The sequence below is a fragment of the Vreelandella zhuhanensis genome (assembly GCF_009793355.1).
Classification (GTDB): Bacteria; Pseudomonadota; Gammaproteobacteria; order Pseudomonadales; family Halomonadaceae; genus Vreelandella; species Vreelandella zhuhanensis.
The window spans coordinates 279,832-299,950 of sequence record NZ_WTKP01000004.1; the positions used below are offsets into that span (position 1 = coordinate 279,832).

The following is a 20,119-nucleotide window of genomic DNA, read 5'->3' on the forward strand; positions in this document are numbered from 1 at the left end:
CCTGCTGAACCCGGCAATGGCCGGATTCGTCAATCAACCGAATCCCCTCCCGGGCGCTGTATCAATTCAGACCGTGAAGATAGTTGGCCACGGCCGCCATGTCGTCATCGCTCATTTTCGAGGCAATGTCACGCATGATACGGCCCGGATCATTGGCACGATCGCCGGCAGCAAAATCTTTCAGAGTGGCGATAGTGTACTGAGTGAACTGTCCGGAAAGTGCCGGATAGACAGCACTGCCAATGCCTTGGCCGGTCGGCGTATGGCAGGCGGAACAGGCGGGAATGCCCTTGGCGATGTCACCGGCACGGAAAAGTTCTTCACCGCGCGCCAACAATTCACCTTCATCCACGGCTTGGCCTACGTTGGGCTCTTTAGCGGAATAGTAAGCCGCAGCATCCCACGCATCCTGGTCGGAGTAGTTATCGACCAGACCGGCCATTTGAGCCACCACACGGTTGCCATCACGGATATCCATGATTTGCTTGGCGATATACGACATTTGCTGCCCCGCCAAGTGCGGAAAGGTAGGCGCGGAGCTAATACCTTCCTGACCGTGACAGGCTGCACAGACTTGCGCTTTTTCCCGACCTGCCGCCGCATCGGCGTCAGCTTGAAGGTCGGCGTGAACGGTGCCGACGGCACCCATGGTAATTGCCAGGCTTGCCAGTAACTTTCTCATTGCTGTTCCACTATGCCGTTAGGTTATTGACTGCTACGCATCCTGGGCGCCGCCCGGTTTCATCAACATTACCAAGCTGAGCCGCTCCTGCCACGGTGGCGAACAAGGCGTTGGTTGGTCGCTGCCGGCCAGAGCGCGATGGTACACTAACGCCACAGGTCGCAGATACAAAACACTTGCATTATACCGAATCACCTAGGCGGCGGGAATGCAACTCCCGACCTGCTTTAGGGGTAGATTCACCTCTTTGCATCCAAATCGCTGTTCCAAGGAGTGGTTTGCATGCTATTGCCCTTGCGGTTTTGTCATTTTCAGGATCTTTCTACATGCCTACAAGCCCCCAGGACAACGCGCCTATCAAGCGCTTGAACTACCCTACTGCCAGCTTCATGACCAGCGCGCCGACGCTCGCCCAGTGCCCGTCCGACATAGGCGCTGAAGTGGCATTCGCCGGACGATCCAATGCCGGAAAATCCAGCGCCATCAATGCGTTGACTCAGCAAAAAGGGCTCGCCCGCACCTCGCGTACGCCGGGGCGTACTCAGCTGATCAATTTTTTCAGTGTGGCCAACGACGAAGCCCTGCGTCTGGTCGACCTGCCCGGCTATGGTTATGCCCAGGTGCCCGAGGCGGTCAAGCTCGAATGGCAACGTCACCTGTCCGAATACCTGCGCGAGCGCTTCAGCCTGCGTGGCCTGGTGTTGCTGATGGATGTAAGGCATCCCTTGACCGAATTCGACCAGATGATGCTGGGCTGGGCCGACAAACGCGAAATGCCGGTACACATTCTGCTGACCAAGGCGGACAAACTAAAGAACGGTCCCGCCAAGGCGGCGCTGCAAAAGGTTCGCTCACGCCTGCATGAATGGGAAGACCTGGTGTCGATCCAACTGTTCTCCTCGCTCAAGCGTGAAGGGGTGGACACCTTGTCGCAGCGTCTGGATCAGTGGTTGTCGCCCCTGGACGAGGCATAGGCGCAAGGTGCTCGATCAACGCCGGCAAATCACTTACGTGAGCCAGGCGGTGCACCCCGGATGGCAAGCGAAGTGGCGGCGCCTGAAGGGGAGCTATCCAGGCGACCTGCATTCCCAGCCGCTGGGCCGGCTGCACATCGTCACACCAGGAATCACCCACATGCAGCGCCGCTGAGGGCGCCACCCCCATCCGCGCCAGTGCCGCCAGAAAAGGCCGCGGATCAGGCTTTGGCGCCAACATCTCACCGGCGGCAATCATGACATTAAAGTGGCTGGCAAAAGGCAGCCGGGCCAGGTGGATATTGCCGTTGGTGATCGCTGCCAGCTTGAAGCGTTGTCCCAAGGACGCCAGCAACGGCACTACTTCCGGATGAGGCGTGACCTCCAAACGCAAGCGGCGAAACTCATCCATGGCAGCGGCGGCCCACATGATCGCGCTGCTGCGTGGCAGTTTCAAAGTTTGCAGCTGCTCAGCCAAGGCCCGCTCACGCAGCCAGGTGAAATCGCCACGCCGCAAGGTATGCGTTTGCGCCAGTTGCAAACGGCGCCTCTGATAATCGGCCAGCCCCAGGCGCTCGGCAAGCTGCAGGGGTTCGTCCCCCTGAGCGTGCTGCCAGACATCCAGACACTGGCTCAGCCAGGCATAATGGCCGTGCTCCGTGCGTTGCATCACCCCGCCGTTGTCCCACAAAGTATCGTCCAGGTCGAAGGTCAGCGCTTGCAATCGCTTCATCGTTTACTCGGCTCATGAAAAAGGCGTTCAAGAAGGGCCTGATGGCGGCTCGGTGGTGCTATACACTGCCAAATGTACAGGAAAACACAAGAGGGCAACCGCTTGAACGAAGACGGCTCACTTCCTATTTACTACAACATCTGCAGCGCCATGGGCAATCCATTCAAGGTCCAAGCAACGCAACACAGAACATGCGTGCCGTTTATCCGGTTACTGCTGGTGGCGTTGCTGGCAAGCTCACCCGGAGCATGGGCCAGTAATATCAGCGGCACCCTAGGGGCCGTAGGCTCCGATACCATGGCCGGGCTGATGCTACGCTGGGGGGAAGCCCTGGTGACTCGCCACCCCGACGTTCGGCTGCAGTTTCAGGCCAGCGGCTCCGCCAGCGCCCCACCAGCGCTACTTGCCGGTACCACTCGGCTGGGGCCGATGTCACGCCGGATGACAGCCGAGGAATACCAGGCTTTTGAGAAGCGTTATGGTTACCCGCCGCTTGAAGTGAAGGTGGCACTGGATGCCTTGGTAGTGGTGGTGCATCGTCACAATCCTTTGCGCCAGCTGAGCTTAGCTCAGCTGGATGCCATCTTTTCCACCACCCGGGAGTGTGGAGCGCAGGCACCGCTGAGACGCTGGCAAGCCTTTTCCGCCACCCTTGACTGGCCTTACGGCAAGATTGCCCTGCATGGCCGCAATCTGGCTTCCGGCACCTATGGGTTGTTTCGACAACAGGTGCTGTGCGGCGGCGAATTTCGTCGTGATATCAGTGAATATCCTGGCTCCTCGGCGGTCATCGCCGCCGTGGGCGAATCTCCCGGCGCCATGGGTTATGCCGCCTACAATCACCTGACGCCGATGGTCCACCCGCTGGGGGTAGCCGAGCAGGAGACTCAAGCCATCCTGCCCACTGAAGAGGCGATCCAATCCGGCCGTTATCCGCTGTCGCGCTTTCTGTATCTTTACGTCAACCTACCACCGGATGAGCCACTTCCTGCTGCCGAACGGGCCTTTATCGAACTGATTCTCTCCGACGAAGGGCAGCGCATTGCCCGAGCAGCGGGTTTTGTGCCGCTTTCCCCCCCTACACTCAAGGCGCAAGAGCTCACAGGGGATTAGCTGTCACCCGGTTGTCATAAAATTGTCTTACGCTGGGTCAGCGTCCCTCTTGCTCACCTTGCGTTTCCACTTGTGAGTCTTCATTGATTTCACCATGACACCACCATCCGATACGCTCAATCAGCGCTTACGCCTGGCCCGCGATCGCCTTGCTACCGGTTTGATCACTGCCGGCGGCATCGGCGTTCTGTTAGCGGTACTGGCGATTGCCGTGTTTCTGCTCTGGGAAACGCTACCGTTGCTGCGTCTGGGTGACACCCTAGCCTTGGCCAAGCTGACGCCGCTGGCTTGGGGCACATTGAAAGCCGCCTTCTATGCGCTGTTGTTCGCCGTGCCCCTGGCGCTGGGAGCGGCAATGTATTCGGCGCTGTTCATGTCCACCCGCCTGCGCCACCGGCTAAAACCCACCCTGGAAATGATGGAAGCCATTCCCGGTGTGGTAGTGGGATTTATCGCCGGTCTGATCATCGCACCCTGGGTTGAACGTCACCTGGCCGGCACCTTGCTGCTGGTAATCGGGTTACCGCTGAGCGCCCTAGTCGCGGGAACGATCTGGCATCACCTCGGCACTCGGCTGCAGCGCACACTTCCCTTAAGCTGGGCGGGATTGTGGCTGGTGCCCTGGTTCGTCTTGATGATCGCCCTGGCGTTCTGGGTCACGCCCTTGCTGGAACAGCAACTGCCCGAAGACGACTTGCGACGTTTTCTGGATAAGCAGTGGGGCATCGACTATGCCACCCGCAATGCCATGATCGTGGGGGTGGCAATGGGTTTTGCCGTGATTCCCAGTATTTACGCCCTGGCTGAAGACGCCCTGGCCGACGTGCCTAAAAGCTTGCTCGAAGGTGCCCAGGCGCTAGGCGCCACCCGTTGGCAGGCGCTGTGGAAAGTGGCCTTGCCCACCGCAGGACCAGGGCTGTTTTCAGCAGTGATGATCGGGGCCGGGCGTGCGGTGGGCGAAACCATGATCGTATTGATGGCCAGTGGCAATACCGCCCTTTTCAGTGCCAGTCCCTTTGAAGGCATGCGCTCGATTTCAGCGGCCATTGCCATTGAATTACCTGAAGCCGCACCCGGCGGCCTGACCTATCATTTATTGATTCTCGCCGCCTTGGCGTTGTTCGTGTTCACTTTCCTGGTCAACACTTTGGCGGAAGCGGTGCGTCAACGTCTGAGACGCCGTTACCGGCGCCTGGAAGGCCATCCATGATCCAGCACCTGGCAAAAAATCGGGATGAGGCCTGGCCATGGTTGAGCGCTGCAAGCGTTGCGCTTTCGCTGCTCATGCTGGCCGCACTGGTGAGCTTGCTGGTGGTGCGCGGCTTGGGCCATTTCTGGCCGGCGCCGATTGAAGAAGTCACGCTCGCCGACGGCCAGGTCATTGCCGGACATGCCGTACGCGAAGCCCCTCTGCCTGACCGCCCCGGCCATGAACGGCTGTATTATACCGCCAATCGCGACCTCGACGGTGCCCTCTGGCAATGGGTGGCGCTGGATACCATTCAAACGCGCTCCACCCCGGTCGAACTGGTGCTTCTCGACCGCGCTTCCTGGGGAGATTTCATCGGCCGACTGGTGGCCGTGGTGATGCCGAATGAGCGTCTGGAAGGCGAAGCTGCTTGGCAGGCGTTGCAGCAGCACCTGAACCAGAGAAACACGGTAGCCAATGGCGCACCCTCCAGGGCCGCCTCCGGTGACAGCTATGTGCCCGGAGATACTTATCTAATAGTGGAAAGCGTCGAGGGGCGTCAACGACAGCAACCCTTACATGTCATTCATCGGGCCCAGCGCCCCAATGCCATGTCCATGGGTGAGAAGATCCAGACGTGGGGCAGCGCCGTATGGCGCTTTCTCAGCCAAGGGCCGCGAGCGGCCAATACCGGCGGCGGCGTCTGGCCGGCCATTTTCGGCACCGTCCTGATGGTACTGCTGATGTCACTTCTGGTGACTCCCTTCGGCGTGCTGGCAGCGATCTATCTCAATGAAATTGCCCATCAAGGACGCCTGACGCGGCTGGTGCGCATCGGGGTGCGTAATCTCGCCGGGGTCCCTTCGATCGTCTACGGTGTCTTCGGGCTGGGGGTATTCGTCTACGGCATCGGGGGAAGCCTCGATGAATGGTTCTTCAGCGATACCCTGCCCTCGCCCACTTTCGGCACAGGGGGCTTGCTGTGGGCCTCCTTGACCCTGGCGCTTCTGACCTTGCCGGTGGTGATCGTGGCGACGGAAGAAGGTTTGGCGCGAATTCCCGATGCCCAGCGCGAAGGGGCGCTGGCCCTGGGCGCCACCCGCCTGGAAATGCTCACCCGGATCGTGCTACCGATGGCCGCTCCGGCCATGCTGACCGGGGTGATTCTCGCCGTGGCGCGCGCCGCCGGCGAAGTCGCGCCCTTGATGCTGGTGGGCGTCGCCAAACTCGCACCCCAGATGCCTCTGGACGGTGAATTTCCCTACCTGCACCTAGAGCGCAAGTTCATGCACCTTGGCTACCATATCTTCGATACCGCCTTTCACGGCGAAGATGTCCAGGCTGCTTTGCCCTTGGTCTACGCCACGGCATTACTTCTGGTGTTGATTGTGCTGGTGCTTAACCTGACTGCCATATTTCTGCGTCATCATCTCAGGCGCCAACGAGGAAACTGATGCAAGCGTCGTTACCGAAATCCGCTCCCGAAAATGCTGCGGTCATGCATTTCGCCACGGCCGAGAGCTGTCTGGAGATCAATGATTTCAGTCTGGCCTATGCCGGCGTGCCCGCCTTGCAGGGCTTATCCCTGCAGGTACCGCGCCACCGGGTCACGGCGTTCATCGGACCTTCTGGCTGTGGCAAGTCGACCCTGTTGCGGGCCATCAACCGGCTGCACGACCTGAACGAGTCGGTGACTCTCAGCGGGAACATTCAATTGGAAGGCCGGGACATTCACGCCCCCCAGCTGAACGTGGCGGAATTGCGTCGACGGGTAGGAATGGTGTTCCAGAACCCCAATCCTTTCCCCATGTCGATTTATGAAAACGTCGCCTTTGGTCTGCGTCTGCAAGGTCGAATGCTCAAACGCAAACGCGATGACACCGTCGAATGGGCGCTGCAGTCCGCCGCGCTGTGGGAGGAGGTAAAGGATCGCCTGTACCGCTCTGCCTGGACCCTGTCGGGTGGGCAGCAGCAGCGCCTGGTCATCGCCCGCACCCTGGCGGTGCAACCAGATGTCCTGCTGCTGGATGAGCCGGCCTCGGCACTCGACCCTATCTCGACACTCAAGATCGAGGAGCTGATACGCAACCTGAAGTCGCAACTGACCTTGGTGCTGGTCACTCATAACATGCAGCAGGCTGCCCGAGTCTCGGACTACACCGCCTTTCTCCAAGGGGGAGAGCTGGTGGAATACGGCCCCACCGATAGCGTATTCACCAATCCGCGCCTGCAGCGCACCGAAAACTACATTACCGGCCGTATGGCGTAACCAGCGGCTAACACAGGCCTACCGGCCCAGGAGCGATACAATGGATATCACCAGCGATACGCATAGCCAGCACATTTCCCGCCAGTTCAATCAGGAGCTCGAAGAGCTCAAGACCCACCTGATGGCCATGGGTGGCCTGGTGGAAAAGCAGGTACAGGAGGCGATCAAGGCACTGCTGGAGAACGACTCTCACCTGGCGGAAAAGGTCCGTGACAACGACCGCCAAGTCAACGACCTTCAGATTCAAATTGACGATGAATGCACCCGGATACTGGCACGCCGCCAGCCGGCCGCTTCCGACCTGCGCTTGGTGGTGGCGGTAATTCGCGCCACCTCGGATCTTGAGCGTATCGGCGACGAAGCCAGCAAGATCGCTCGCAATGCCCTCAGCTTGAGCGAAGGCAGCAATAATGTAAAAGGCTTGGTGGAAGTCCGGCATATCAGCGAGCATGTGCGCAAGATGCTGCGCGATTCGCTCACCGCCTTTGCCCGCTTCGATACTGATCTGGCCATGCAGGTGGTGCACGAAGACAAGCTGGTGGATGACGAATATGGCAGCGCCATGCGCTCGCTGATGACCTTCATGATGGAAGACAGCCGTTCGATCAGCTCAGTACTCAACGTCATGTGGGTGTTGCGCGCCCTAGAACGGGTGGGTGACCATGCCAACAACCTGGCCGAATACGTGGTCTATCTGGTCAAGGGCCTGGATATCCGGCACATCGCCCCGGAAGAGCTCGATGAAAACATGCTGAAGAAGTCCTGACCTAAGATTAAAAAAGCGATGAGATTACAACGATAAGGCTGAAACCCGCCACGCACCAAGGACAGATGCCTAGGAACCAGAACTAGGTAGAAGAGACAAGGCGCTTGGCGGGAAACACGCAACGAAAGCGGGCTCCCTCGCCTGGGTGGGAGTCGATCTCCAGGTGCGCTTCATGGCGCAATAGTACATGCTTGACGATTGCCAGCCCCAGTCCGGTACCGCCGGTTTCAGTGCTGCGCCCCTTGTCCACACGGTAGAAGCGTTCGGTGAGGCGCGGAATATGCACCGGATCGATGCCTTCCCCATTATCCTCGACTTCAATGCAGGCGCCCTGAGAGTGAGTCTTCCAACGCAGTGTGATATGGCTACCTTCCGGGGTATAGCGCACGGCATTGAAAGCCAGGTTGGAAACCGCGCTGCGAATTTCCTGCTCACTGCCTACCAGCTGAGCATGACACTCAAGCTCGATAGTCACTTCATGGCGGTGATGGGAAAGGGCCAGCGCATCGCGGCGGATGCCGTCGAGCAACGTCTCCATGAGCAGCGGCCGGTGATCTTCGCCACCCTGGTCGATCTCTAGGCGTGACAGCATCAGCAGATCGTTGACCAGATTCTGCATACGGCTCGTTTGCGCCTGCATCTGCGAAAGCCCGCGGCCCAGGCGCGGCGGCATCTGTTCAGCCAGGTCGCTGTAGGTTTCCAGATAACCGGAAAGTACCGTCAGGGGTGTGCGCAATTCATGGGAAACATTGGCCACGAAATCGCGCCGCATCTGTTCCAGGCGATGCAACCGGGTGATATCGCGAGCCATGAGCAGGCATTCGTCATCGCCATAGAGCGTCAGCTGGTATTGAAGGATACGACGCTCGTCGATGGGAGACGTCAAGGTCAGGGGTTCGCGATAGTCTTGGGCCTTGAAGTAACTGACGAAGTGCGGGTCGCGCAGCAGATTGGTAATGTGCTGGCCGCGGTCATGGGCAGCTTGCAGCCCCAGCATGTCGCTGGCAGCACTGTTCCACCACTCCAGGTCACCATGACGGTCGAGCATCACCACGCTGTCGCGCATGGCTTCCGAGGATTCCTGTATCCGCGCGAGTATCGCGCGTAAGCGTTGCTGAGTGATGCGCTGGCGTTTTTGGTAACGGTAAAGCTGGTCGAACAGCTCGCCCCACATCCCGCTCGCGGCAGGAGGCTCCTGCTCCGGGTGCAACGTCATCCAGCGATACAGGGCGCGTAACTGGCGCAGATGGTAAACCAGGCACAGCACCAAGCCCGCTGCGAGACCCAGCCCCGGTGTCACTAACAGCCAGCCGACCAAGGTTCCCAGGGTTGCCGGCCATACCAGACGCCACAGCTCACGGCTCCACAATCGCACCCTAGCCTCTAGCCGAAAACCGGTAGCCGGTACCGCGTACAGTCTGAATCAAGTGCTGATGGGCATCGCCCAATGCCTTGCGCAGGCGGCGGATATGCACGTCCACGGTGCGTTCCTCGACATAGACATTGCCTCCCCATACCTGGTCCAGCAGCTGGCTACGGGTGTAGGCGCGCTCCTGATGAGTCATGAAAAACTGCAACAGGCGGTACTCGGTAGGCCCCATTTCCAAGGCCTTGCCATGCGCACTAATGCGATGACTCATGGGATCCAGCAGGAGGCCGTCGATCTCGACAGCCTCTTCGACACCGCGCGGTGTCGCTCGACGCAGCACGGCCTTGAGCCTTGCCACCAGCTCACGAGGGGAAAACGGCTTGGTAATGTAATCGTCGGCCCCGGCTTCGAGACCCTGAATCTTGTTGTCCTCTTCACCCTTGGCGGTAAGCATGATGATGGGCAGCTCGGCGGTGGCTTCTTCGCGCTTGAGCCGACGAGCAAGCTCGATACCGCTGATGCCCGGCATCATCCAGTCCAGCAGCAGCAAGTCCGGTTGATGATCCACAATCATGGCGTGGGCATCCTGAGCATTGCTCGCTTCAAGGACGTGGTAGTCAGCCATTTCCAGGGCGATCGCGATCATTTCGCGAATCGGCGCTTCATCATCGACAATCAGAACGGTCTTGGCGGTCATTATGGGCGGCCTCGTGATCGAACAATGACAGGTCAATGACAATCACACCATGCCCTGATGACAATTCCATGACAAGACCGATTTTCCCAAGCGGACGTTACGGCTTGCCGGGTTTCTGTTCAGTTGCGGTCGAAGAACGTTTGGCTCGCGGATGGGCCGCATCGTAACTGGCCGCCAGGCTTTGCCAATCCAGCCGAGTATACACCTGTGTAGTGGCCAGATTGGCATGGCCGAGGAGCTCCTGCACTGCACGCAAGTCCTGGCTGGACTCGAGCAGATGGCTGGCGAAAGAATGACGCAATCGGTGCGGGTGCAAGTGCTCCGGTAAACCGCGGGCCACGGCCAGGTGCGCCAGACGCTTTTGAATCGCGCGATGCCCCAGGCGAGCCCCGCGCACCCCGACGAACAGCGCAGTTTCGCACTGGCCGGCAAGCAATGGGCGTTGCGCCAGCCAATGGCCCAGCGCCACCTGAGCACGCTGGCCCACCGGTACTTGGCGGGGTTTGCTGCCCTTGCCCATCACCCGTACCTGATGGCCGTGAACGTCAGGCTCATCCAGAGCGGCAAGCTCGGCCAGGCGCAAGCCACTGGAATAGAAAAGTTCCAGTATGGCCTGGTCGCGCAATGCCAACGGCGAGCCATCATGAGGGGTATCCAGAAACTGGCTGAGCTGATCCACATCCAGCGGGCGCGGCAGGTGGCTGGGCTGGCGCGGCGTGCGCAATAGCGTTACCGGGTTATGCGCCAGGATTCCTTGCTTGACTAGGTAATCGGCAAAACGCGAGAGTGCCGCGCGGCGCCGGGCCAAACTGCTGGGAGCCAGCCCGCGGCTACGTTCACGTCCCAGAAAAGCCCGCAACAGGGCGGTATCCAGTGCTTCCGCGGCATGCACATCACGGCTCAGCGTGAAGGCCTGCAAGGCGCTGAGATCCTGAGCATAGGCTTTCAGCGTGGCGGGGCTGGCATGGCGTCGCATCTGCGCCAGAAATGCCGTGATACTTCCCTCGAGCGGAGTATCAAGCATAGGGGGTACAAGCATAGAGAGTATCAAGCATAAGGGCCCAGCCGCGTCAGCAAGCGGGCCATGACATCGCCCAGATACTCAGTGAACAAGGTGTCCATGCTGGCGCAATAACTTGCCGGGTCGGGACTGGCGAGCAGCAGATAGCCCAGCGGCTGCCCGGCGGAAAGTCGAGTGATGGCGCAGGAACCCGCCTTGCGCGGTGGCTTGGTATGCGGCAACAGGCATTTCCAGTCGCTGACACTCAACTTGGAACAGCGGCTGGTGCGTCCATCAAGCAGCGCGGTCAGGCGCTTGGTGGCATGCTGGTCCAGCACCTGACGCGGTGGCTGTGGCGGAGCGGGTTCGTTATCGCTGAGTTCCGCCGGACACCAGAGCGCCATGGCCGGCGTTGCAAAACGCTCGCTGAGCTGGGTGGCCAAGGCTTGGGCCAAGGTATCTCGATCCTCGGCTTCGACCAATGCCAGCAAGGTTTCCCGCAGGCGCCGATACTGTGTCTCATTGTGGCGCGCGGTTTCCAGCAGGTGTTCCAGCCGGCTTTCGGCATGCTCGGCACGCCGGCGCAGGTCGAGCACCAGACGCTCCAATAGCGAGATCGCACCCTGGGTATCCGGATGGGGAACCTTGAGCTGCTGCAGCAACCCTTCACGCCCGACAAAAAAGTCGGGGTGACGCGCCAGCCAGAAGGCTACCTGATCGGGGTCGAGGGTTTTGCGCGGCTCGGGGGCTGAAGACATCACCTTACTCCTGTTTACGCTATCGCAACGGTTTACGCTTGACCGCGTCAGCTTAACGCGACGCGACCGTCGAACACACGGGTTGCCGGGCCGACCATAATCAACGCAGCTTCCGGGTCCGGCCATTCGATCATCAAGTCACCGCCCGGCAGCGTCACCTTGACCGGGCTTTTCAATAGCCCTTGGCGAATCCCGCTGGCAACGGCGGCACAGGCGCCGGTACCGCAGGCCAAGGTCTCGCCGCTGCCACGCTCATACACGCGCAGACGAATCTCGCAGGGCGAGAGCACCTGCATGAAACCCACATTGACCCGTTGGGGAAAGCGCGGATGCGCTTCCACCAGGGGACCGAGACGCTCCACCGGCGCAGTATCCACGTCATCGACCTGGATCACTGCATGCGGATTGCCCATCGACACCACCCCCAGTTCGAGGGTCTCGTCGCCGACCGCCAGAGTATGCAGCGGTTGGTCGCCCGGCGCCTCGAACGGCAATGCCGAGGGTGTGAAGCGCGGCCGCCCCATGTCCACGCGCACCATGCCGTCATGCTGTACCTTGAGAACCAACGGGCCGCCAGCGGTCTCGACCCGAATCTCGTGCTTGTGGGTAAGACGTTGATCGCGCACGAAGCGGGCGAAACAGCGCGCTCCATTGCCGCAGTTTTCCACTTCACTGCCATCGGCATTGAAGATGCGGTAGCGAAAATCCATTTCCGGGTCACGAGGCGGCTCGACGATCAACAGCTGGTCGAAGCCGATCCCCAGACGACGATCGGCAAGCTGGCGAATCTGCTCATTGCGCAGACGGGCGCGCTGAGTCACCAGATCGACCACCACGAAATCATTGCCCAGCCCGTGCATCTTGGTGAAATGCAGCAGCATCAAACGCTCCCTGCCGGTAGCAAGGTTTCGCCGGCCCACAAATCCGCCAGGCGCTCGCGAGCACGCACCACATGACACTCCGTGCCATCCACCATCAGCTCCGCTGGGCGGGGGCGGCTGTTGTAGTTCGAGGCCATCACGAAGCCATAGGCGCCCGCTGAACGCACCGCCAGAAGATCCCCCGGGGCAATCGCGAGTTCACGCTCCTTGCCCAGGAAGTCCCCGGTTTCGCATACCGGACCGACCACATCGTAAAGCGCCGACTCCCGGGCATTGCGTGTGTCCACCGGCACGATGGCCTGCCACGCCTGGTACAGCGCCGGGCGAATCATGTCGTTCATGCCCGCATCGATGATGGCGAAGTTCTTAGTCTCTCCAGTCTTGAGAAACTCGACCCGGGTCAGCAGCACCCCGGCGTTGGCGGCAATCGAGCGACCGGGCTCGAACAGCAGCGTCAGACGCTTGCCACCCTCCCAGCGCGAAAGCCGCTCGAGCAAGGCGGTGGCGTAATCGAACGGCTGCGGCGGCCGTTCATCGCGATAGGTCACGCCCAGACCGCCCCCCAGATCCAGGTGGTCGATCTCGATTCCCTGGTCGCGCAGACGCTCGAGCAACACCAGCAGGCGCTCCAGAGCATCCAGAAAGGGCGCGGTTTCCGTCAACTGGGAGCCGATGTGGCAATCCAGCCCGACCACTTTCAGATGCGTCATCCCCGCCGCCTGGGTATACACATCCAGGGCGTCATCCACCGCAATGCCGAACTTGTTGTCCTTCAAGCCGGTGGAAATGTAGGGATGGGTTCCGGCATCGACATCCGGATTGACGCGCAACGATACCGAGGCAACCTTGTCCAGGCGCCTAGCCACGCCATTGAGGCGCTCGAGTTCCGGGCGCGATTCCACGTTGAAGCACTTGATACCCACTTCCAAGGCGCGGGCCATTTCCGCTTCTTGCTTGGCTACGCCGGAAAACACCACCTTGGCCGGGTCGCCGCCCGCCGCCAGGACGCGCTCGAGCTCGCCGACGGAAACGATATCGAACCCCGCCCCCAGCCGCGCCAGAAGCCCCAGCACCGCCAGGTTGGAATTGGCCTTCACCGCATAGCAGATCAGATGCGAATGGCTGCCCAGGGCTTCGGTATAGGCGCGAAAATGCCGTTCAAGTGTGGCCTTGGAATACACATAGCACGGGGTGCCATGCTCGGCGGCAATGCGTGAAAGCGGAACCTCTTCGGCATACAGCACGCCGTCGCGATAATTGAAATAATCCATTCAGGTCTCCTGCTCGACCGCTGGCGAGGTGGATGGCGCTTGCTCGGGCTGCGCTGGTAAAGACGACTCTTGTGATGGCTGCTCTGGAGAAGGCTGCCCTGGAGATGGCTGCTCTGGAGAAGGCAAGTACAGCGGCCCTTTCTGGCCGCAGCCGGCCAGCAGTATCATCGCCACGACGAATATTGCCAAGCCGCTGACAACACGCATCACATCGCGTCCTTGAGCACGCTCACTGCATCACGCGCACGCTGCGCCGCTGCCCGCACCTGATTGGGGGCGGTGCCACCGATATGGTTACGCGCCGCGACCGAGCCTTCCAGGGTCAATACCTCGAAGACATCCTCTTCAATGATGTCGGAGAACTGCTTGAGCTCAGTAAGGCTCATCTCGGAAAGGTCTTTTTCCTCGCGTAGCCCAAACGCCACCGACTGGCCGACGATTTCATGGGCATCACGGAACGCCACGCCCTTGCGCACCAAGTAATCGGCGAGGTCGGTGGCGGTAGAGAACCCCTTGAGCGCCGCGACCTCCATGTTGGCCTTTTTGGGTTCGATGGCGGGCACCATGTCGGCAAAGGCTTTCAGGCAGTCGCGCACGGTATCGACGGCATCGAACAGCGGCTCCTTGTCTTCCTGATTGTCCTTGTTGTAGGCCAGCGGCTGGGATTTCATCAGCGTCAGCAAGGCCATCAAGTGGCCATAGACACGCCCGGTCTTGCCGCGCACCAGTTCCGGCACATCGGGATTCTTCTTTTGCGGCATGATCGAAGAGCCGGTGCAGAAGCGGTCCGGCAAATCGATGAAATCGAACTGGGCACTGGTCCACAGCACCAGTTCTTCGCTCATGCGCGACAGGTGCATCAGCAGGATGCTGGCGAAGCTGGTGAATTCGATCGCGAAATCGCGATCCGACACCGCATCCAGGGAGTTCTCCGCCGGGCGCGAAAAGCCCAGCAATTCCGCGGTAACGTGGCGGTCGATCGGGTAGGTGGTGCCGGCCAGAGCGGCAGCGCCCAAGGGCATCACATTGGCTCGCTTGCGGCAATCGAGCAGGCGCTCGTGGTCGCGGGCCAGCATTTCCTGCCAGGCCAGCAGATGATGACCAAAAGTAACCGGCTGGGCGGTCTGGAGATGAGTGAAGCCGGGCATGATGGTCTCGGCTTCACGATCGGCGAGCTCGATCATGCCTTCACGCAGGCGCACCAGCTCGACTTCGATCACATCGATTTCGTCACGCAGGAACAGGCGAATATCGGTGGCTACCTGGTCGTTACGTGAACGCCCGGTGTGCAATTTCTTGCCGGTGATACCGATCTTGTCGGTCAGCCGCGCCTCGATGTTCATATGAACGTCTTCCAGCGGCACCGACCACTGGAACTCGCCGCGCTCGATCTCGGCGGCGATCTCGTTGAGACCTTCAACGATGGCATTACGCTCTTCGTCACTCAGCACACCGACGCGTGCCAGCATGGTGGCGTGGGCGATCGAGCCTCGAATATCCTGGCGCGCCAGGCGCTGGTCGAAGGTGACCGAGGCAGTAAAGCGTTCGACAAACGCATCGGTGGGCTCGCTGAAGCGACCGCCCCAGGACTGGTTAGTGACTTGGCTCATCTGGCGGGTATCCTGCAAACAATGAAGTCGAAAACACGCATGAAAAATAATCACAAAAAATGATCATGGAAATTGCCGGAAAGTGTACCAGAGTCACCCCCTCTCGCGGCACGCCGATTTACTCATCGCAAAACCATCCTACGGTGGGGAACCGCACTTACTATTTTTACTACAGTTTTTACTGTGTGGCCGGGTGCTTTATGATGAGATCTATCAGAGGTTGACTGGCCGTGTCAGCGGCAAAGGGAGAATCACGTGCAAACCATTACCAAGCTACGCATTGCCACGCGTAAAAGCCAACTTGCCATGTGGCAGGCTGAATACGTTCGTGACCGCTTAATGGCGGCCAACCCGGGGCTTGAGGTGGAGCTGGTTCCCCTTTCCACCCGAGGCGACAAGATTCTGGATACACCGCTTTCCAAAATCGGCGGGAAGGCCTTGTTCGTCAAGGAGTTGGAAGAAGCGATGCTCGACGGTCGTGCCGACATCGCGGTGCACTCCATGAAAGACGTGCCCATGCACTTTCCCGAAGGCCTGGGGCTCTCGGTGATCTTGGAAGGTGCCGACCCCACCGACGCCTTCGTTTCCAACCACTACGCCAGCCTGGATGAGCTGCCGGAAGGCGCCCGCGTGGGTACCGCCAGTTTGCGGCGTGGACTACAGATGCGCGAAGCCCGCCCGGATCTGGAGATCCTGAATTTGCGTGGTAACGTCCAGACTCGCCTGAGCAAGCTCGATGCCGGTGAATTCGAGGCGATCATTCTGGCCACCTCCGGCTTGAAGCGTTTGGGACTTGAAGAGCGCATCGCTCTGGCACTCCCGCCGGAAGTCTGCCTGCCCGCCTGCGGCCAAGGAGCGCTGGGCATCGAGTGTCGCCTGCACGACCCCGAGTTGATACATTTGCTGGCACCGCTGGATGACCCGGATACCGCGACCCGCGTGCGCGCCGAACGTGCCATGAACACACGGCTGGAAGGCGGCTGCCAGGTACCCATCGGGGGTCATGCCATCATCGAGACCGACAATGTGACCCTGTGGTTACGCGGTTTGGTGGGCAACCCGGACGGCAGCCAAGTGCTACGCGCCGAAGGCCGTGGCTCGATGCACGAACCTGAAGCCTTGGGCATTCGCGTTGCCGAAGAGCTGCTTGACCTGGGCGCCGGCGAGATACTCGCTGAGGTCTACGGCGCCAGCGAATGAGTGCACCGGTGTTGATCTGCCGCCCGGGTGAGCGCGGCGAGGTATTGGCTGACGCCATTATCGAACAGGGCTTCGAGGTCGAGCGCCTCGAGGCGTTGACCCTGGAAGCCCTGCCCGAGACCCCCGCCTTACGTACCACCTGGCTAAACATCGACAATTTTCATAAGGTTGTAGTGGTCAGCCCCTTTGCCGCCCAATCTCTGAGCGAGGCATTCGACCGTTACTGGCCACAGTTGCCTGTCGGGATCGACTACTATGCAGTAGGTAACGCTACAGCGGCCAGGCTGCATGAAACTCTCGGCGTGGCGGTACATGTGCCGCCTCCCCAAGCTGGGGAAGACACCAGCGAAGCGCTGCTAGCGCTGGGGTCGCTGCAAGCGCTGGCTAACCAGCGCATCCTGCTGGTGGCGGGGGAAGGCGGCCGCGCCTTACTTGGCGAAACATTAGCCGAACGTGGCGCAAACGTGACGCGCCTGGCGGTCTATCGGCGCTGTTTCAAAGCACCGTCTATCGACTTGCAGCGGCGTCTTCAAGATGGAAATTATCAAGCGTTAGTCGTCACTAGCGGCGAATTGCTTGAACATCTGGCAAAATGGTGCAATCAGGCAGCCTTGAACCAACCGCTAATCGTTTCCAGTCGCCGTTTGGCTACACTGGCCGACACACTGGGCTTTCGTGCCCCCATGGTGGCGTCGGGAGCAACACCGAATGCACTGACAGCCGCGTTGGCTCGGGCCTGTAACCCGAAGGGTGCCGATGTCGATCCAGGAACTTAACAAGGGCTAGCGACAGAATGAGCAAACAACCAAACGAACAGGACGACGCAAAGAAGACGTCCGACGCCCGTAGCGAAAGCTCAGAGCCACGCGGGGATACCGCCAAGGCGTCACCCTCTTCTTCTTCCGCCACTGAGCCGGGCAGCGACACCGCTGCCAAAAGCGATACGGCTACAAGCAAAGGCAATTCATCGCGCAACCAGCGCTCCCGGCGACGTAACCGGTCCGAGAGCAACGCTGATGCCAAGCCGGCGGAACACAGCACTGAGCCGACGACACCCAGTACCAAGCCTGCTCCGTCCTCTTCTGCCAGCGGTTCTTCCAGCAGTGGCTCTTCTACCAGCGGCCCGTCCGCTAACAGCGCAACTTCTGCGGCTACCGGTAGTGATAGCGACAAGAAGACCGCCAGCGCCAAGGGCGCTTCGACGCCGCCACCGGCTTCCACCTCCTCCCAGGCCAGTAATGGCGGCAAGGGGGGTAGCGGCGGCAAGAGCGGTGTTCTGGCCTTGGTGTTGGTCATTCTGTTGGCCATTATCCTGGCATTTTTTGCCTGGCAAGGGTGGCAGCGCCTTGAAACACAGCAACAGCGCCTGGAAAACGTGGCTCAGCAGGCGGAAGACAGCGCTTCCATGCAGGCCTTGAACGAACTCGAAGCTCGCCTGGAAAGCAGCGAAACCGAGCGCAACCAGGTGTTGAATAGCGCGGTCGAGGAATTGCGTGACGATTTCGCCAGCTACCGCAGTGACGTCAATGAAACCCTGGATCAAGTGCTGGATGAGCTTTCCAGCGAACAGGACACTGACGAGCGCGAGTGGCTGCATGCCGAAGCCGCTTACTTGCTACGCCTGGCCAACCAGCGTCTGCAACTCGAACGTGACGTTGAAGGCGCCGCCGCCTTGCTACGTACCGCTGATCAGCGTTTGAAAGAAGCCGACAATCCTGCATTGACGCCGGTTCGCCGCGAAATCGCCCGTGAACTGGCCGCTCTGGAAGCCGTGCCCGAGCTGGACCGTACCGGTATTTATCTTGCCCTCAACGCCCAGCAGGAACGCATCGCCAAGCTGCCGCTTTCCCAGGAAATCGAAGAGCCGGCGGTGACTGCCGAACAGCAGATCGAGGAGCCGCCGGAAGGGTCTTTCCAGCGCCAGCTGGCCCGCTTCGGTGCCGAGCTGAAAGATCTGGTGGTAATTCGTCATCATGATGAAGCGCTGGAAGCCTTGATCACCCCGGAACAGGAATCCTACCTGCGCCAGAGCCTGCGCCTGGTACTTGAGCAATCGCAGCTGGCCCTGCTCAAGGAAGAACAGGAACTGTTCGAAGCCAGCATCGACAAGGCCCTGCAACTGCTCAATGGCTACTATGACACCAGCCGCAGCGAAACCCAGGCAGTGATCGATCGGCTAGAGGAACTCAAGCAGACTCAAATTCGCCCGGAACTGCCGGACATCAGCGCGTCTCAGCAAGCTTTGGCGCGTTTCATCGAACGCCGGTTCCAATCGCGCAGCGATGATGGAGGTGATGCATGAGAAAACTGCTACTGCTGATAGTCCTCGGCTTGGCGGTGGGGGCCTTGTTCGGGCATCTCATGATGTCGGTGCCCGGCTACTGGCTGATCCGTATCGGCGATACCTCAATGCAGACCTCGTTCTGGTTCGGCCTGGTACTGCTGTTGGGTGCCTTCATCATCTTGCACTTCGCCTTGCGCCTGCTGGGCGGACTGATTCGTCCGGCAGGCCGCTTCAAGCGCTGGAACATGCGCGCGCGCAATCATCGGGCGATGAAAAAGACCGTGCATGGCCTGGTGGCACTGACCGAAGGCCGCTGGAAACGGGCGGAAAAATCCTTGGTCAAGGCGGCTGATGATTCCAGCACGCCGCTGGTCAACTACCTCTCCGCCGCCCTGGCCGCGCATTACCAGGGGCATTATGAAAAAGCCCAAGAGCATCTCAACCAGGCCCAGGTGACCACGCCGGGCGCAGATACCGCGGTGGGCCTGATGCAGGCTCAGCTGATGATCGATCGTCAGCAACCCGAAGAGGCGCTGGCCATCCTGACCCGGCTGGACAAGAAGCTCACCAACCACCCCCAGGTACTCAAGCTGCTCAAGCAGGTGTATCTCAGCGTCAGTGACTGGGAAGGCTTGCGTCATCTGCTTCCCCGGCTCGCCGCTAAGCGACTGATTTCGCTACAGGAACGTGAGCAACTGGAATACCGCGCCTACCGTGAACTGATCGTTTTCGAAGCGCAGAATCCCAGCGACATCGAGCGGGTTCGCAGCTTGTGGGCGGACATGCCCGATTACCTGCGCGCCAATAGCGAACTGATCATGCTCTACACCGAAGCGCTGGTGCGTGCGGGTGAAGAGCCGATTGCCGAGCGCTTGCTCAGCCATTCGCTGGATCAGCACTGGGATACGCGCCTGGTAACCCGTTACGGCTTGATCAACGTGGACGCCGCCCGCCAGCTGGCAAAAGCGGAGAAATGGCTGCAGGAGCGGCCCAACGACCCGGAACTGCTGCTGGCACTGGGACGTTTGTCACTGCGTACCGGCCAATGGGGCAAGGCGCAGGAGTACTTCGAAGCCAGCCAGCGCCAGCGGCCCAACGGCGTGGTATGTGCGGAATTGGCTCGCTTGTTCGCCAGCCTCGGCGAGCATCACAAAAGCCAGCTTTACTACCGCCACAGTGTGGAAATGCTGGCCAAGTCGTTACCTTCGCTGCCCCAGCCAAGCGACGCCGAAGCGAGCAAAGCCGACAAAGGCAAGGACAAGGAGGAGACAAACAAGGACAAGCCGAAAAAGAGCGCTTGAAGGCGTGCTTCCGCCAAGGCAA

20 protein-coding genes are annotated in these 20,119 nt (G+C 60.2%); 10 read left to right on the forward strand and 10 right to left on the reverse strand.

Annotated features, from left to right (window positions below; genetic code table 11):
• Positions 1–61: 61 nt before the first annotated feature.
• Entirely contained in the window at positions 62–682 is a 621-nt protein-coding gene (locus GPM19_RS07530; protein WP_160418424.1) for a c-type cytochrome, read from the reverse strand.
• 326 nt (positions 683–1,008) lie between these two features.
• Here GPM19_RS07530 and yihA point away from each other — a divergent pair, with 326 nt between their 5' ends.
• A complete protein-coding gene (gene yihA / locus GPM19_RS07535; protein WP_160418425.1) occupies positions 1,009–1,656 on the forward strand; it encodes a ribosome biogenesis GTP-binding protein YihA/YsxC in 648 nt (215 codons plus the stop codon).
• Here the strand turns inward: yihA and GPM19_RS07540 are convergent.
• Entirely contained in the window at positions 1,586–2,389 is an 804-nt protein-coding gene (locus GPM19_RS07540; protein WP_160418426.1) for an HAD family hydrolase, read from the reverse strand. The two genes, yihA and GPM19_RS07540, sit on opposite strands and share 71 nt — an antisense overlap.
• A gap of 150 nt (positions 2,390–2,539) precedes the next feature.
• On the opposite strand from GPM19_RS07540, the gene GPM19_RS07545 reads away from it, so the two are divergent.
• The 5 genes from GPM19_RS07545 (at position 2,540) to phoU (ending at position 7,726) form a co-directional block, all read left to right on the forward strand.
• On the forward strand, positions 2,540–3,502 hold the full coding sequence (locus GPM19_RS07545; protein ID WP_160418497.1) for a PstS family phosphate ABC transporter substrate-binding protein: 963 nt from the start codon (positions 2,540–2,542) through the stop codon (positions 3,500–3,502).
• A 94-nt stretch (positions 3,503–3,596) separates the two neighbouring features.
• Positions 3,597–4,712 carry an ABC transporter permease subunit gene (locus GPM19_RS07550; protein ID WP_160418427.1) on the forward strand — a complete coding sequence of 372 codons (1,116 nt, stop codon included), beginning with the start codon at positions 3,597–3,599 and terminating at the stop codon, positions 4,710–4,712.
• Positions 4,709–6,145, forward strand: a complete 1,437-nt coding sequence (pstA, locus tag GPM19_RS07555) for a phosphate ABC transporter permease PstA (RefSeq protein WP_160418428.1) — start codon at positions 4,709–4,711, stop codon at positions 6,143–6,145. Before GPM19_RS07550 ends, pstA begins: the two co-directional genes overlap by 4 nt.
• Positions 6,145–6,960: a phosphate ABC transporter ATP-binding protein PstB gene (gene pstB / locus GPM19_RS07560; protein WP_160418429.1), complete on the forward strand. Its 816-nt coding sequence runs from the start codon at positions 6,145–6,147 to the stop codon at positions 6,958–6,960. Before pstA ends, pstB begins: the two co-directional genes overlap by 1 nt.
• A gap of 40 nt (positions 6,961–7,000) precedes the next feature.
• Positions 7,001–7,726: a phosphate signaling complex protein PhoU gene (gene phoU, locus GPM19_RS07565; RefSeq protein WP_160418430.1), complete on the forward strand. Its 726-nt coding sequence runs from the start codon at positions 7,001–7,003 to the stop codon at positions 7,724–7,726.
• 82 nt (positions 7,727–7,808) lie between these two features.
• Here the strand turns inward: phoU and phoR are convergent, their stop codons facing one another.
• The 8 genes from phoR to argH form a co-directional block, all read right to left on the reverse strand.
• Positions 7,809–9,101: a phosphate regulon sensor histidine kinase PhoR gene (phoR, locus tag GPM19_RS07570; protein ID WP_160418431.1), complete on the reverse strand. Its 1,293-nt coding sequence runs from the start codon at positions 9,099–9,101 to the stop codon at positions 7,809–7,811.
• A gap of 1 nt (position 9,102) precedes the next feature.
• Positions 9,103–9,792, reverse strand: a complete 690-nt coding sequence (phoB, locus tag GPM19_RS07575) for a phosphate regulon transcriptional regulator PhoB (protein ID WP_160418432.1) — start codon at positions 9,790–9,792, stop codon at positions 9,103–9,105.
• Between the two features lie 97 nt (positions 9,793–9,889).
• Positions 9,890–10,816 carry a tyrosine recombinase XerC gene (locus tag GPM19_RS07580; RefSeq protein WP_227842244.1) on the reverse strand — a complete coding sequence of 309 codons (927 nt, stop codon included), beginning with the start codon at positions 10,814–10,816 and terminating at the stop codon, positions 9,890–9,892.
• Positions 10,817–10,839: 23 nt separating this feature from the next.
• The gene (locus tag GPM19_RS07585) at positions 10,840–11,550 is read right to left on the reverse strand and encodes a DUF484 family protein (RefSeq protein WP_160418434.1); all 711 of its coding nucleotides are present in this window, start codon (positions 11,548–11,550) and stop codon (positions 10,840–10,842) included.
• A 47-nt stretch (positions 11,551–11,597) separates the two neighbouring features.
• Complete coding sequence (gene dapF / locus GPM19_RS07590; RefSeq protein WP_160418435.1) at positions 11,598–12,431, reverse strand: diaminopimelate epimerase; 834 nt, start codon at positions 12,429–12,431, stop codon at positions 11,598–11,600.
• Positions 12,431–13,702 carry a diaminopimelate decarboxylase gene (lysA, locus tag GPM19_RS07595; protein WP_160418436.1) on the reverse strand — a complete coding sequence of 424 codons (1,272 nt, stop codon included), beginning with the start codon at positions 13,700–13,702 and terminating at the stop codon, positions 12,431–12,433. Before lysA ends, dapF begins: the two co-directional genes overlap by 1 nt.
• Positions 13,703–13,909, reverse strand: a complete 207-nt coding sequence (gene lptM / locus GPM19_RS07600; RefSeq protein ID WP_160418437.1) for an LPS translocon maturation chaperone LptM — start codon at positions 13,907–13,909, stop codon at positions 13,703–13,705. It abuts the gene before it with no gap.
• A complete protein-coding gene (gene argH, locus GPM19_RS07605) occupies positions 13,909–15,312 on the reverse strand; it encodes an argininosuccinate lyase (RefSeq protein WP_160418438.1) in 1,404 nt (467 codons plus the stop codon). The genes lptM and argH overlap by 1 nt, the downstream gene beginning before the upstream one ends.
• A gap of 255 nt (positions 15,313–15,567) precedes the next feature.
• Here argH and hemC point away from each other — a divergent pair, with 255 nt between their 5' ends.
• The 4 genes from hemC to GPM19_RS07625 are packed head-to-tail and all read left to right on the forward strand — an operon-like array spanning position 15,568 to position 20,097.
• A complete protein-coding gene (gene hemC, locus GPM19_RS07610) occupies positions 15,568–16,512 on the forward strand; it encodes a hydroxymethylbilane synthase (RefSeq protein WP_160418439.1) in 945 nt (314 codons plus the stop codon).
• Positions 16,509–17,288 (forward strand): uroporphyrinogen-III synthase, encoded by a 780-nt coding sequence (locus tag GPM19_RS07615; RefSeq protein ID WP_160418440.1) that lies wholly within the window; start codon positions 16,509–16,511, stop codon positions 17,286–17,288. The genes hemC and GPM19_RS07615 overlap by 4 nt, the downstream gene beginning before the upstream one ends.
• Before the next feature lie 17 nt (positions 17,289–17,305).
• Positions 17,306–18,814 carry a uroporphyrinogen-III C-methyltransferase gene (locus GPM19_RS07620; protein WP_160418441.1) on the forward strand — a complete coding sequence of 503 codons (1,509 nt, stop codon included), beginning with the start codon at positions 17,306–17,308 and terminating at the stop codon, positions 18,812–18,814.
• Complete coding sequence (locus GPM19_RS07625; protein WP_160418442.1) at positions 18,811–20,097, forward strand: heme biosynthesis HemY N-terminal domain-containing protein; 1,287 nt, start codon at positions 18,811–18,813, stop codon at positions 20,095–20,097. The genes GPM19_RS07620 and GPM19_RS07625 overlap by 4 nt, the downstream gene beginning before the upstream one ends.
• The last annotated feature ends 22 nt before the right edge of the window (positions 20,098–20,119 follow it).

What these genes read in the sequence shown, in the direction of transcription:
- phoB (WP_160418432.1), bottom strand. Translation starts at nt 9,792, where the DNA reads ATGACCGCCAAGACCGTTCTGATTGTCGATGATGAAGCGCCGATTCGC.
- lptM (WP_160418437.1), bottom strand. Translation starts at nt 13,909, where the DNA reads ATGCGTGTTGTCAGCGGCTTGGCAATATTCGTCGTGGCGATGATACTG.
- GPM19_RS07530 (WP_160418424.1), bottom strand. Translation starts at nt 682, where the DNA reads ATGAGAAAGTTACTGGCAAGCCTGGCAATTACCATGGGTGCCGTCGGC.
- GPM19_RS07625 (WP_160418442.1), top strand. Translation starts at nt 18,811, where the DNA reads ATGAGAAAACTGCTACTGCTGATAGTCCTCGGCTTGGCGGTGGGGGCC.
- GPM19_RS07615 (WP_160418440.1), top strand. Translation starts at nt 16,509, where the DNA reads ATGAGTGCACCGGTGTTGATCTGCCGCCCGGGTGAGCGCGGCGAGGTA.
- dapF (WP_160418435.1), bottom strand. Translation starts at nt 12,431, where the DNA reads ATGCTGCTGCATTTCACCAAGATGCACGGGCTGGGCAATGATTTCGTG.
- argH (WP_160418438.1), bottom strand. Translation starts at nt 15,312, where the DNA reads ATGAGCCAAGTCACTAACCAGTCCTGGGGCGGTCGCTTCAGCGAGCCC.
- GPM19_RS07580 (WP_227842244.1), bottom strand. Translation starts at nt 10,816, where the DNA reads ATGCTTGATACTCCGCTCGAGGGAAGTATCACGGCATTTCTGGCGCAG.
- GPM19_RS07545 (WP_160418497.1), top strand. Translation starts at nt 2,540, where the DNA reads ATGGGCAATCCATTCAAGGTCCAAGCAACGCAACACAGAACATGCGTG.
- yihA (WP_160418425.1), top strand. Translation starts at nt 1,009, where the DNA reads ATGCCTACAAGCCCCCAGGACAACGCGCCTATCAAGCGCTTGAACTAC.
- lysA (WP_160418436.1), bottom strand. Translation starts at nt 13,702, where the DNA reads ATGGATTATTTCAATTATCGCGACGGCGTGCTGTATGCCGAAGAGGTT.
- pstA (WP_160418428.1), top strand. Translation starts at nt 4,709, where the DNA reads ATGATCCAGCACCTGGCAAAAAATCGGGATGAGGCCTGGCCATGGTTG.
- GPM19_RS07540 (WP_160418426.1), bottom strand. Translation starts at nt 2,389, where the DNA reads ATGAAGCGATTGCAAGCGCTGACCTTCGACCTGGACGATACTTTGTGG.
- GPM19_RS07585 (WP_160418434.1), bottom strand. Translation starts at nt 11,550, where the DNA reads ATGTCTTCAGCCCCCGAGCCGCGCAAAACCCTCGACCCCGATCAGGTA.
- GPM19_RS07620 (WP_160418441.1), top strand. Translation starts at nt 17,306, where the DNA reads ATGAGCAAACAACCAAACGAACAGGACGACGCAAAGAAGACGTCCGAC.
- GPM19_RS07550 (WP_160418427.1), top strand. Translation starts at nt 3,597, where the DNA reads ATGACACCACCATCCGATACGCTCAATCAGCGCTTACGCCTGGCCCGC.
- pstB (WP_160418429.1), top strand. Translation starts at nt 6,145, where the DNA reads ATGCAAGCGTCGTTACCGAAATCCGCTCCCGAAAATGCTGCGGTCATG.
- phoU (WP_160418430.1), top strand. Translation starts at nt 7,001, where the DNA reads ATGGATATCACCAGCGATACGCATAGCCAGCACATTTCCCGCCAGTTC.